This window comes from Actinoplanes italicus, from assembly GCF_003001815.1.
Classification (GTDB): domain Bacteria; phylum Actinomycetota; class Actinomycetes; order Mycobacteriales; family Micromonosporaceae; genus Actinoplanes; species Actinoplanes italicus.
On record NZ_PVMZ01000012.1, the window covers coordinates 1 to 11,768 of the forward strand.

Sequence of the window (11,768 nt, forward strand, 5' to 3'; positions counted from 1 at the left end):
CCGCCGCCTGCCAACGCACCTGCTCACGCCGTTCTCGCTGGGCCTGATTCAGGCCACCACCATCGCCGTACCGCACAAATCCAGCACACCCGAAACCACCGAAATCAGTCGATCCCCCAAAAGCGTCGCCATCAGACCTGGCACAAACCCTGACCGCGAAAGGTGTCTAGTGAGGTTGCGCCCCGCAGCCAGCCCCAACTGCGCAAGATCGCCGACCGCCTGACGACGTCCGGCGGACAGCCGCAACCGCAACCGCACAAGAACAGCCGAGCAGCCGTGCCGCGGCCGGCGAGACGAGGACGGGTTCGGGCGCGAAACGCCCGAACCCGCCCTCGCACGCGTCAGTCGACCTCGACGACCGCCTGAGCGAACTGCGCCGAGTACAACCGCGCATAGGCCCCACCCGAGGCGAGCAACGAAGAGTGATCCCCCTGCTCGACGATCGAGCCGTTCTCCATCACCAGGATGACGTCGGCATCGCGGATGGTGGACAGGCGGTGGGCGATGACGAAGCTGGTCCGCCCGGTACGCAGGGTCGCCATCGCGCGCTGGATCAACACCTCGGTACGTGTGTCGACCGAACTGGTGGCCTCGTCGAGGATCAGGATGCTCGGCTCGGCGAGGAACGCCCGGGCGATGGTGATCAGCTGTTTCTGCCCGGCGCTGACGTTCGACCCCTCTTCGTCGATCTTCGTGTCGTACCCGTCGGGAAGCATGCGAACGAACCCGTCGACGTGGGCAGCCTCGGCGGCCAGCCGGACAAGATCCGCGGACGGAGACGCGGCCCCGTACCCGATGTTCTCGGCGATGCTGCCCCCGAACAGCCAGGTGTCCTGCAGCACCATGCCGATCTGTTCGCGCAGCTGCTCCCGCGGCATGGTGGCGATGTCCACCCCGTCGAGGGTGATCCGTCCACCGGTCACGTCGTAGAACCGCATCAGCAGGTTGACCAGCGTCGTCTTGCCGGCGCCGGTGGGCCCGACGATGGCGACGGTCTGCCCGGGCTCGACGGTCAGCGACAGGTTCTCGATGAGCGGCTTGTCGGGCAGGTACCGGAACGACACGTCCTCGAACGCGATCCGCCCACGCACCCCGTCCAGGGCGACGGGAGCCGGTTCCGGCGACTGCTCGTCGGCGTCGAGCAGGGCGAACACCCGCTCGGCGGACGCCACTCCGGACTGCACGAGGTTCGCCATGCTGGCCACCTGGGTGAGCGGCTGGCTGAACTGGCGCGAGTACTGGATGAACGCCTGCACCTCGCCGAGCGTCAGCGTGCCGGACGCCACCCGCAGGCCACCGATGACGGCGACCAGGACGTAGTTGAAGTTGGAGATGAACATCATCGCGGGCTGGATCAGACCGGAGATGAACTGGGCCCGGAAGCTGGAGGCGTACAGCTTGTCGTTGTGCCCGCCGAAGACGGAAGCGGCCTCGTCCTGCCTGCCGAAGACCTTGACCAGCGTGTGCCCGGTGAACATCTCCTCGATGTGTCCGTTGAGCTGGCCGGTCGTCTTCCACTGCGCCACGAACTGCGGCTGGGACCGCTTGCCGATCACGGTCGTCAGCCAGATCGACACCGGCACGGTGACCAGGGCGATCAGGGCCAGCAGGGGCGAGATCCAGAACATCATCCCGAGTACGCCCACGATCGTCAGCAACGCGGTGACCAGCTGTGCGAACGTCTGCTGGAGCGTCTGCGCGATGTTGTCGGTGTCGTTGGTGGCGCGGCTGAGCACCTCACCGCGCGGCTGTTTGTCGAAGTAGGACAGCGGCAGCCGGGCCAGTTTCTCCTCCACCTGCTGGCGCAGGTCGTAGACGGCGGCCTGCACGGCACGGGTGGTGAGCCGCCCCTGCAGCACGCCGAAGACCCACGCGAAGACGTAGATGATCGCCACCCACATCAGGACCTCGGCCAGCCGGTCGAAGTCGATGCCCCGGCCGGGTACCGCGTCGACGCCGGAGAGCAGGTCGGCCTGCGCGTTCTGCCCGGTGGCGCGCAGCTGCTCGATGGCCTGCTCGCGGGTGACGCCGGGCGGCAGGTTCTGGCCGAGCATCTTGCCGATGACGCCCTCGAAGATGACGTCGGTGGCGTGCCCGAGCAGGTAGGGCCCGAGCACCGACAGGAAGACGCCGACCGCGCCGAACGCCAGCGCGCCGGCGACGAACACGCGTTGTGGCTTGAGCAGGCCGAGCAGGCGTTTGGTGGACCCCTTGAAGTCCTCCAGCTTCTCCGGCGGCCCGCCCGCCATCATCATCCGGGCGGCCGGCGGACCGCCCGGGATCGGACCGCGACGCTGAGGCTCGCTCATCGGGTGCTCGCCTCCTCCACGGTCAACTGCGACAAGACGATTTCGCGGTACGTCGGACTGGTGTCCATGAGTTCCTCGTGTGTTCCGGTGCCGACCACCTTGCCGTCGTCGAGCACGATGATCCGGTCGGCGTCGCGGATCGTGCTGACCCGCTGCGCCACGATGATCACGGTGGCTTCCGTGATGTGTTCGGTGAGCGCCGCCCGCAGGGCCGCGTCGGTGGCGTAGTCCAGTGCCGAGAACGAGTCGTCGAACAGGTAGATCTCCGGGCGGTGCACGAGCGTGCGGGCGATCGCGAGCCGCTGCCGCTGCCCGCCGGAGACGTTGGTGCCGCCCTGCGCGATCGGGGCGTCGAGCTGCCCCTCCATCGACTCGACGAACGGCTTGGCCTGGGCGATCTCCAGGGCCTCCCACAGCTGCTCGTCGGTGGCGTCCGGATTGCCGTAGCGCAGGTTGGACGCGACCGTGCCGGTGAACAGGTACGGCCGCTGCGGGACCAGGCCGATCACCGACGACAACAGCGCCGGGTCGATCTCGCGTACGTCCACGCCGTCGACCAGGACCTGGCCCTCGGTGGCGTCGAACAGCCGGGGGACCAGGTTGAGCAGGGTGGTCTTGCCGCTGCCGGTGCTGCCGATGATCGCCGTGACCTCTCCGGGGCGCGCGTTCAGGCGTACGCCGGAAAGGACTCCCGCCTCGGCCCCCGGATAGCGGAAGCCCACATCGCGCAGCTCCAGCTCGCCGTGCCGGGAGAGCTCGGTGACCGGCGCTGCGGGCGGCACCACGCTGGACTCGGTGCCCAGCACCTCCTCGATCCGCTCGGCACAGACCTCGGCGCGCGGCACCATCATGAACATGAAGGTCGCCATCATGATCGAGAAGAGGATCTGCATCAGGTAGCTGATGAACGCGGTGAGCTGGCCGACCTGCATCCCGCCGGAGTCGATCCGCATGCCGCCGAACCAGAGCACGGCGACGCTGGAGATGTTCACGACCAGCAGCACGGTCGGGAACATCAGCGCCATGATCCGGCCGACCTTCAGCGACACGTCGGTCAGCTCGTCGTTGGCGGCGCCGTACCGCTGACGCTCGTGATCGTCGCGGACGAACGCCCGGATCACCCGGATGCCGGTGATCTGCTCGCGCATCACCTGGTTGATCCGGTCGATGCGCTCCTGCATCGTGCGGAACAGCGGACGCATCCGGGTGATGATCAGGCCGATCACGGTGACCAGGACCGGCACGATGATCAGGAGCAGGCCGGACAGCGGCACGTCCTCGCGCAGGGCCAGCACGATGCCGCCGACCAGCATGATCGGCGCCGACACCATCAGCGTGAAGGTGAGAAGTACCAGCATCTGGATCTGCTGGACGTCGTTGGTGGTCCGGGTGATCAGTGACGGTGCACCGAACTGGCCGACCTCGCGGGCCGAGAAGCTCTGCACCCGGTCGAAGATCGAGGCACGCAGGTCACGGCCGACGGCCATGGCCGTGCGGGCGCCGTAGTAGACGGCCACGATCTGCGCGGCGATCTGCAGCACCGTGATGCCGAGCATGCCGGCGCCCACCTGCATCACGTAGCCGGTGTCGCCCTTGATCACGCCGTTGTCGATGATGTCCGCGTTGAGCGCGGGCAGGTAGAGCGTCGCGATGGTCTGCAGGAACTGGAAGAGCACCACCAGGGTGATCTCTTTCCGGTACGGCCGCAGATGCACTTTCAACAATTTGATCAGCAAGACGGTGTCTCCTTGATGTGGATGCCGTCGAGCAGCAGGGCCGCCAGATCCGCACCACTGAACGAATCGGGCTCCCCGTAGGGCCCGAAGGTGTTGGCGCCGCAGAACATCAGCAGAAGGTGCGCGGCGCGAGCCGGTGTCACCCGGAGGCTGCCCTTGTCGGGGGCGAAGACGTCGGTGACGGCCGCTGCCAGCGCGGCGCGGGAGGCGATCATCCGGGCCTTGGACTCCGGATCCTGTTCGCCCAGGAAGATCAGCTTGCGGGCGGCGTGCATGAGTGGCGCCATCTCGGTGAACCGGCCCTGGATGAGTTCGGCCGCGGCGGCCACCCGGTCGTGCAGGGGGGTCGTCCGGTCGATGGCGGCGAGAGCGTCGAGGGTCGGCTGCGGGTCCAGGGCTTTCACCACGGAGCAGATGACCAGCTGGCTCTTGCTCTCGAAGACGCCGAAGATCGTGCCCTCGGCCACTCCGGCCGCGCTGGCGATCTGGCGGGTGCTCACCTCCAGACCGTGTTCGTTGAGCAGTGGGATGGTCGCCGCGATCAGGGCGGCCCGCCGCTCCTCGGGCGCCATCGCGGGGACGCGTCTGCGTCGCTGTTCCATGCCGGCCACTCTAATGAGCGAGTACTCACTCAGACAAACGGATTACCTCGGTCGAACCGGATCCGGCCGCCTGGCGTATGAAGGAAGCGTGAGCGAAAAGAAGCCGTACCGCCGGGTCCTCCGGCACGTGACCACGGGATTTGCCGCGGTTCTGGTGTTCCTGGCCCTCATCGTCCCGGACCAGATCTTCCGGCTGCCGCCCGGCAACTCGGTCTTCACCGCGCTCCTGCGAGTTCCGGTCGAGGCGTTCGTCGCCGGAGCCTTCCTGCTCCTGCTACCCCGACGGGGGCGTCTCGGCCGGGCACGCCGCCCGATCGCCCTCGGCCTCGGGGTACTCCTCGGGCTCCTCACGGTGATCAAGATGATCGACATCGGCTTCTTCGCGGTGCTGGCCCGCCGCTTCGACCCGGTGCTCGACTGGATCCTGGTCGACGACGCGTTCAACTTCATGGTCGACTCGATCGGGAAGCCCGCCACCATCGGCGTCGCGGCCGCTCTGGTGCTCGGCGCGGCCGGCCTCGTCGCCCTGATGACCTGGGCGGTCCAGCGGCTCAGCGGCATCATGCTCAACCATCGCGTCGGCGCCTGGCGTGGTCTCGGAGCCGTCGGTGCGGCCTGGATCGCTCTCACCGCGATGAGCTTCCAGCTGATCGGCGGCATCCCGGTCGCCTCGCACACCGCCGCCGAACTGGCCGCCCACACCGCCCTGGCGCTGCCCAACGACCTGGCCGACCGCAAGCGGTTCGCCGCCGAGGTGCGCGTCGACGCCTACCGGGACCGGCCGGCCGATCAGATGCTCACCGCGCTGCGGGACAAGGACGTGATCGTCTCGTTCATCGAGAGCTACGGCCGCGACGCGATCGAGGACCCGGCCCTCAACACCCCGGTCCTGGCCAGCATCACCTCCAACCAGGCGAAACTCGCGGCCAAGGGGTACGCGTCACGCAGCGGCTGGCTGACGTCCTCCACCGCGGGCGGCGGCAGCTGGCTGGCCCACTCCACGTTCCTGTCGGGGCTCTGGATCGACAACGAGCAGCGTTACCGCAGCGTCGTCTCCTCCGACCGGCTGACCCTCACCAGGGCATTCAAGAACAGCGGTCATCGTACGGTCGGCGTGCAGCCCGGGATCACCTTCGCCTGGCCCGAGGGGGAGTTCTACGGATACGACCACATCTACGACTCGCACACGCTGGGCTACAACGGACCCCGTTTCAGCTGGTCCCCGATGCCAGACCAGTACGTGATGTCCGCCTTCCAGAAGCTGGAGTACGGCGTCGCCGACCGCGGCCGCCTGCTCACCGAGATCACCCTGACCTCGAGCCACACCCCGTGGGCCCCGGTGCCCAGCATGGTCGACTGGAACACGATCGGCGACGGCAGCCTGTACGGCCCGATGGTCGCCGGAGCCGAGGCGCCGACCACCGTGTGGAAGGACGAGAAGCGGATGCGCACCGAGTACGCCCGCTCGGTCGCCTACTCGATGGACAGCCTGCTCGGGCACATGGCGGAGTACGGCCGCGACGACCTGGTGATGGTGTTCCTCGGCGATCACCAGCCGGCCTCCGCCGTGGTCGGGCACGACGCGACCCGCGACGTGCCGATCACCATCGTCGCGAAGGACCCGAAGGTGCTCGACCGGATCGCCGGCTGGGGCTGGACCGACGGCCTCAAGCCCGACCCGGCAGCCCCGGTCTGGCGGATGGACACCTTCCGGGACCGTTTCCTCGCGGCGTACGGCCCGGAAGGCGACCCGCACTGACGAGCGGACCCAGGCCCTAGCCCGGGACGACGTCGATGACCTGCCCGGCCGGGAGCCGGGGGGTCTTCGGCGGTGCCGAGTGTGCCGGGTCGAGCGTGCCCAGGCGTACCGCCAGGTAGGGGAAGCCGACGTCCCCGAGCATCCGGCGCAGCGTCTGCCGGGTGAACGGGATCTCCACCGGGCTGCTCAGCGGCAGCACGCTCACCGCCTGCTCGGTGGCGGCCAGCCACAGCCGGCTCAGTGCCTCACCGGCACGCAGCCAGTCCTCGGCCCCGTCACCCTCGCCGTACAGCACCGCGTACACCGCGGCCCTGTCATGCCCGTCCCCGGCATCGAGCGTGCCCTTCACCTGGAAGTCGCGTTCGGCGACCGTGGTGAGCGGCACCTCCTCGGGCAGTGCCGAGGCCGGGATGCCGGTGCCGTCGAGCCGCTCGCCACCCACCCAGGTCGCCGTCTCGGCCTTCATCCGGTCGTCGGTGTCCTCGGCGTGCTGGGCCCGGTCGACCGCCACGGCCAGCGCGATCACCTGATCGCGGCCGAGCACGTGCATCCGGGCGCCGGTCTCCTCGGTCACCTTCACCAGGTGCCGCAGCGTGTCCTCGGGCACCCGCTCGTCGGTCACCGTCCGACGGTCGGTACGGCGTACCTGCAGCATCTGGAAGTGCCGGGTCGCCTCCGGGCTCACCGGCTCCTGCTCGACCGGCCGGATCACGGCCAGTGGCTCACCAGCCGGCCGGTCCACCTCGTGCCGCCAGCCCTCGGCCTCCAGGGCGACCTGGGCGTGATGCAGGGCGGTCCCGCAGCTGAGCAGGAGCATCCGGCCTTCCGGGTCCTGCTCGCGCAGCTGCCGCTCGGACACGCCGAACAGCTCGAGCCGCCCCTCCCGGACCACCCAGCGCCACGGTTGCGTGTTGTGGATCGACGGGGCGAACCGGGCCGCGTCCGCCGCCTGGACCAGTGCGCGCTTGACCTCGTCGGTGTGGTTCATGTCCCTATCGTGCCCCTTCCACCCGGCGGTGGGTACGGCCTTTGGGCCCTACCCCTCGTAGTTAGGCTGCTCCGGTGTTCGCCATCGACCTCACCGAAGACGCTCAGCTCCGCCCGCTCGAACCCTGGCAGGCCGAGGAATTCCTGGCCCACATGGACCGGGCCCGCGCCACCGTCGACCCGTGGATCCCCTGGGCCAGCGTCAGCACCGACCTGGCCAGTGCCACCGCCACCCTGCAGCGCTACGCCGACAACGCGGCCAAGGACACGCAGCGGCTCTACGGCATCTGGCTCGACGGCAGACTGGTCGGCGGCACCATGTTCGTGGCCTTCGACGCCAGGAACGGCAACTGTGAGATCGGCGTCTGGCTGGAGCCGTCGGCCACCGGCCGCGGCCTGGTGACCCGGGCTGCCCGGGTGCTGATCGACTGGGCGTTCACCGTCCGCGGCCTGCACCGCGCCGAATGGCACTGCAACCCGGACAACCTCGACAGCTCCAACGTGGCCCGGCGGCTCGGCATGACGTGCGAGGGACGGCTGCGCTCGTCGTACCCCTGGCAGGGTGTCCGTAACGACACCGAGATCTGGGCGGTCCTCGCCTCCGAGTGGAAGTAGATTCGCAGGAGATGTTCGCGGAACCGTCGCTCACCCACCGCCGGGAGGACGGGCTCGACGTCCCGTTGCTGCTCTGGCGCTTCCCCGAGCCGCTGCTGGCCGTCTCCAGCGCCGTCCTCGGCGGCGGCACCGGCCCGCGCGAGTGGCTGATCAACGCGTCGGTCGCGATGTCGTACGCCCGCCCCGACCCCGACGCCCACCTGGCGTCCCTCGCCGCCGGCCTGGGCCTCACCGGTCCGGGCATCGGCCTGCTCACCGGCGTCGACGTCGCCGACGTGGTCGCCACCCGCGACGACAACGTTCAGGTCCACGCCACCGTCGGCCTGGGCGCCCCCATCCAGGCAGCGTCCCCCGATTCCGGCTTCGACCACCGGCCCGCCGGAAGCGTTTCCGCCGAGTCCGGCTTCGATCATCGGCCCGGCACGGTCAACATCGTCGTCTGGGTGCCGGAGCGGCTCTCCGGCGGCGCGCTGGTCAACGCGGTCGCCACCGCCACCGAGGCGAAGGCGCAGGCCTTGGCCGAACTGGGGCTGGCAGCCACCGGGACGGCCACCGACGCCGTCTGCGTGCTCTGCCCGCTCGGCGGCCCGCCCGCCGCCTACGGCGGACCGCGTTCCCGCTGGGGCGCGCCCCTCGCCCGGGCCGTTCACCGGGCGGTTCTCATCGGCGGCGAGGCCAACCTGGCCACCGGCCGCTCCTGGTCCGACCGGGTCACCCGCCATCCCTAGGGTCCGGCGCGCGCCGGACGTGGCAGCCGGGTTCTCATGGTCGCTCCACGCCGGAATCGATCAGGATCCGCTGGCCCGCGCCCTCCCGCAGGAAGTCGACGAACGCCGCCGCCGCTTCCGGCTCGGCCGCCGCGGGTAGCACGATCACGGTGAGCCGCCCGCCACCGAACTCCTCCGCCGGGTCCGTCCCCCGCACCGCGTCGGTCACCGTCCGCATGGCGAAGAGATCATCGGTGGCGAAGACGTCCCCCGATTCGCCGCCGGCGATGCGACGGGCGAGATTCCCCCCTTCCGCGTACGTCAGAGCCACCTCGATGTTCGGATGATGCGCCTCGAATCCCTGCTCGACCGTGCCGAGCACCTCGCGGAGCGACTCGTCCGCCAGCACCCGGAGCGTGACGAGCCCCGGCGCCACCTCGACCCCGCCGCCGGGCGCGGCACTCGTGCCCCCATCGCCGGAACCCGCTGTCGGCGCGACGATCCTCGGCGAACCGTCGTCTCTCACCGCCCCGTCCCCGGCACAGCCGCCCAGAACCAGAACGGCCCCCATGAGCACCGCTGTCAGTCCCCTCATCGGTTCCTCCGCTTCGCCGCCTTCACTCCTTCATTGCCGCCACCGGTTCGACTGTCCCGCCGAGGCGAACGGTTCCCGGCCCGTGCCATTTCGCCCTCGTTCCGTGCCGTGTGCCGGGTTCCACCGGCCGGCGGAAGCCCGCTGCCAAGCCGCCCGGACGCGGTGGAGAGCTGACAAATCAGGTCGAAATGTGCGACCTTTGCGGTGTTGCGCGCGTCACAGTCCCGCCGTCATGCTGAGGGCGTGCCGGAACGCATCGCCGAAGTCACCGCCCTGCTCGCCGAGGTCCTGGCGCCGCGTGCCCCGCTCACCGTGATCGTCGACGGCGGTGACCCCGGCGCCGCCGCCGCGTTCGCCTCGCGTCTGGCCGCCGCCTTCCCGCCCGCCGCCCGGGCGTGGAGTGTCGACGCGGTCCTCGGCCTGATCGGCCCCGGCGGCGGCATGTTCGACTCGGCCCTCAACGTCCTCGAACCGGCCACCGACCGCATCCTCGTCTACCTGCGCGGCGGCCCGAGGCACCGGTTCGCCGAGGGCGACGGCGAGCGCCGCGCCCAGGTGGTGATCGACCACCGCGACCCCGACTGGCCGGTGATCCGCCACCTGCATCCCGACCTGGCCGACGTCGACCGGTGGTACCTCTCGGAGAGCCGCGCCTTCTTCGCCGCCCGTGCCGCAGACTGGGACAGCAAGTTCGGCGACGACATGCCCCGCTACACCGAGGCGGTGCGGCTGGCCGGCGTACGCCCCGGTCATGTCGCCATCGACGTCGGCTGCGGCACCGGCCGGGCCCTGCCCGCACTGGCCGCGGCCGTCGGCCCGACCGGCCGGGTCCTGGGCCTGGACTTCACGCCCGGCATGCTCGCGGCCGCCCGCCGGGCCGGCCGCGGCGACTGTGCCACCCTGCTGCTCGCCGACGCCCGCCGCCTCCCGGTGGCCGACGCCACGGCCGACGTCATCTTCGCGGCCGGCCTGGTCCACCACCTGCCCGATCCGATCGCGGGCCTGACCGAACTGGCCCGCGTCACCCGCCCCGGTGGCACCCTGGCGATCTTCCACCCGACCGGCCGCGCCGAACTGGCAGCCCGCCACGGCCGGACCCTCCGCCCCGGCGAACCCCTGGGCGAGGAGCGTCTGGGCCCTCTCCTGGCCGCGGCCGGCTGGGACCTGACCGCCTACGAGGACGTCCCCACCCGATTCCTGGCCCAGGCCATACGAACCTGACCAGATCGGGAGGAAATGGCGGCGTGTGTGTCGCCACGGTTTCGGCGGTCGCCGATTGCACCTTCGGCATGGAAGGCTGGCTGCCATGGGCATGGTCAAAGTCGTCGGGCTGGTGCTGCATCCGCGGCGGGACTGCGGCGCCGCCATCGACGCGATCACGGGGTGGGCGGCCGAGCGCGGCGTCACCGTTCTCGGGCTGCCCGACGAGGTGAGCCGCATCAACGGCTGCACCGCCGAGGCGGTCGAGGCCGAGGAGATGGTCGAACGGGCGGGGCTGCTGGTGAGCCTTGGCGGCGACGGCACGATGCTGCGCACGATGCGCCTGGCCGAGGGGCGGGACACGCCGGTCCTCGGGGTGAACGTGGGACGGCTCGGCTTCCTGGCCGAGGTCGACCTGCCCATGCTAGGCGAGGCGCTCTCCGCGATCGACGAGCACCGCTACACGGTCGAGTCGCGGACCGCGGTGCGCACCGTCCTGCCGAACGGGCGTGAGGTGTCGGCGTTCAACGACGTCGCCCTGGTGCGGGTGCCGGGACACGGGATGGCCGCGGTCGGTATCCGGGTGGAGGGCCGCGGTTTCGTCAACTACTCGGCCGACGCGGTGATCGTGTCGACGCCGACCGGATCGACGGCGTACAGCTTCTCCGCGGGTGGCCCGATCGTCTCGCCGAACGTGCAGGCGCTGATCGTCTCCGCGGCCGCCGCGCACTCGTCCTTCAACCGGTCGCTGGTGCTGGACACGTCCGAGCAGCTGGCCCTGGACGTGCTGCCGACCAGCGGAGAGCTGGCGATCGAGGTGGACGGCATCATCGAGGGGCACGCCTCGGCGGGGGCGTCGCTGGAGATCCGGCCGGTCCCGGAGGCGGCCCGGGTGATCCGGTTCGGACAGACCGGCTTCTACGAGCGGGCCCGGCGCAAACTGCGGGTCGAGGGCAGCGCGCAGGCCGTCGCGCACGATCCGGCCGACGCGGTCGTCGTCGACAACTTCGAGCGGTCGCGCTACGAGGTGCTGCTCGGCGGGGAAGCGGCCGGTTCGCTGGACTACCGCCGTGGGGAGGACCGGATCGATCTGCTCAACACCGAGGTCGACCAGGCGTTCTCCGGCCGGGGACTGGCCGGCCGCCTGGTCTCCGCCGCCTTGTCCGACGCCCGGTCACGCGGCCTCCCGGTCATCGCGACCTGCCCGTACGTGGCCGGTTATCTCGAACGTCACCCCCAGAATTGAGGACAGCGACAC

11 protein-coding genes are annotated in these 11,768 nt (G+C 70.3%); 6 read left to right on the plus strand and 5 right to left on the minus strand.

The features are described 5' to 3' along the window. Positions 1 to 223, plus strand: a 223-nt coding sequence (locus CLV67_RS52750; RefSeq protein ID WP_211304162.1) for a hypothetical protein, incomplete at its 5' end; no start/stop codon positions are given. 118 nt (positions 224 to 341) lie between these two features. Here CLV67_RS52750 and CLV67_RS27100 read toward each other — a convergent pair. From CLV67_RS27100 to CLV67_RS27110, 3 genes are read right to left on the minus strand one after another with little or no spacing between them, the layout of a single operon-like run. Then, positions 342 to 2,309, minus strand: a complete 1,968-nt coding sequence (locus CLV67_RS27100; RefSeq protein ID WP_106323243.1) for an ABC transporter ATP-binding protein — start codon at positions 2,307 to 2,309, stop codon at positions 342 to 344. After that, positions 2,306 to 4,045, minus strand: coding sequence for an ABC transporter ATP-binding protein (locus tag CLV67_RS27105; protein WP_106323245.1), 1,740 nt, complete (start codon positions 4,043 to 4,045; stop codon positions 2,306 to 2,308). The genes CLV67_RS27100 and CLV67_RS27105 overlap by 4 nt, the downstream gene beginning before the upstream one ends. Next, positions 4,039 to 4,647: a TetR/AcrR family transcriptional regulator gene (locus CLV67_RS27110; protein ID WP_170154015.1), complete on the minus strand. Its 609-nt coding sequence runs from the start codon at positions 4,645 to 4,647 to the stop codon at positions 4,039 to 4,041. Before CLV67_RS27110 ends, CLV67_RS27105 begins: the two co-directional genes overlap by 7 nt. Positions 4,648 to 4,735: 88 nt before the next feature. Between CLV67_RS27110 and CLV67_RS27115 the strand changes: the two genes are divergently transcribed. Further along, positions 4,736 to 6,406: an alkaline phosphatase family protein gene (locus tag CLV67_RS27115; RefSeq protein ID WP_106323249.1), complete on the plus strand. Its 1,671-nt coding sequence runs from the start codon at positions 4,736 to 4,738 to the stop codon at positions 6,404 to 6,406. A 16-nt stretch (positions 6,407 to 6,422) separates the two neighbouring features. On the opposite strand, the gene CLV67_RS27120 is transcribed toward CLV67_RS27115, so the two are convergent. Beyond that, entirely contained in the window at positions 6,423 to 7,394 is a 972-nt protein-coding gene (locus tag CLV67_RS27120) for an Acg family FMN-binding oxidoreductase (protein ID WP_106323251.1), read from the minus strand. A gap of 74 nt (positions 7,395 to 7,468) precedes the next feature. Here CLV67_RS27120 and CLV67_RS27125 point away from each other — a divergent pair, with 74 nt between their 5' ends. Beyond that, the gene (locus CLV67_RS27125; RefSeq protein ID WP_106323253.1) at positions 7,469 to 8,008 is read left to right on the plus strand and encodes a GNAT family N-acetyltransferase; all 540 of its coding nucleotides are present in this window, start codon (positions 7,469 to 7,471) and stop codon (positions 8,006 to 8,008) included. 11 nt (positions 8,009 to 8,019) lie between these two features. Continuing rightward, positions 8,020 to 8,736, plus strand: a complete 717-nt coding sequence (locus tag CLV67_RS27130) for an adenosylcobinamide amidohydrolase (RefSeq protein WP_106323255.1) — start codon at positions 8,020 to 8,022, stop codon at positions 8,734 to 8,736. 34 nt (positions 8,737 to 8,770) lie between these two features. On the opposite strand, the gene CLV67_RS27135 is transcribed toward CLV67_RS27130, so the two are convergent. Then, positions 8,771 to 9,310, minus strand: a complete 540-nt coding sequence (locus CLV67_RS27135) for a substrate-binding domain-containing protein (protein WP_106323257.1) — start codon at positions 9,308 to 9,310, stop codon at positions 8,771 to 8,773. A 243-nt stretch (positions 9,311 to 9,553) separates the two neighbouring features. Here CLV67_RS27135 and CLV67_RS27140 point away from each other — a divergent pair, with 243 nt between their 5' ends. Together CLV67_RS27140 and CLV67_RS27145 are read left to right on the plus strand one after the other, a co-directional pair. After that, positions 9,554 to 10,531, plus strand: coding sequence for a class I SAM-dependent methyltransferase (locus CLV67_RS27140; RefSeq protein WP_106323259.1), 978 nt, complete (start codon positions 9,554 to 9,556; stop codon positions 10,529 to 10,531). 85 nt (positions 10,532 to 10,616) lie between these two features. Next, positions 10,617 to 11,756 carry an NAD(+)/NADH kinase gene (locus tag CLV67_RS27145; RefSeq protein WP_106323260.1) on the plus strand — a complete coding sequence of 380 codons (1,140 nt, stop codon included), beginning with the start codon at positions 10,617 to 10,619 and terminating at the stop codon, positions 11,754 to 11,756. Positions 11,757 to 11,768: the final 12 nt, after the last annotated feature.

Excerpts from the sequence above, each read along its gene's own strand:
- CLV67_RS27100 (WP_106323243.1), bottom strand. The coding sequence starts at position 2,309 with ATGAGCGAGCCTCAGCGTCGCGGTCCGATCCCGGGCGGTCCGCCGGCC.
- CLV67_RS27110 (WP_170154015.1), bottom strand. The coding sequence starts at position 4,647 with ATGGAACAGCGACGCAGACGCGTCCCCGCGATGGCGCCCGAGGAGCGG.
- CLV67_RS27120 (WP_106323251.1), bottom strand. The coding sequence starts at position 7,394 with ATGAACCACACCGACGAGGTCAAGCGCGCACTGGTCCAGGCGGCGGAC.
- CLV67_RS27130 (WP_106323255.1), top strand. The coding sequence starts at position 8,020 with ATGTTCGCGGAACCGTCGCTCACCCACCGCCGGGAGGACGGGCTCGAC.
- CLV67_RS27135 (WP_106323257.1), bottom strand. The coding sequence starts at position 9,310 with ATGAGGGGACTGACAGCGGTGCTCATGGGGGCCGTTCTGGTTCTGGGC.
- CLV67_RS27145 (WP_106323260.1), top strand. The coding sequence starts at position 10,617 with ATGGGCATGGTCAAAGTCGTCGGGCTGGTGCTGCATCCGCGGCGGGAC.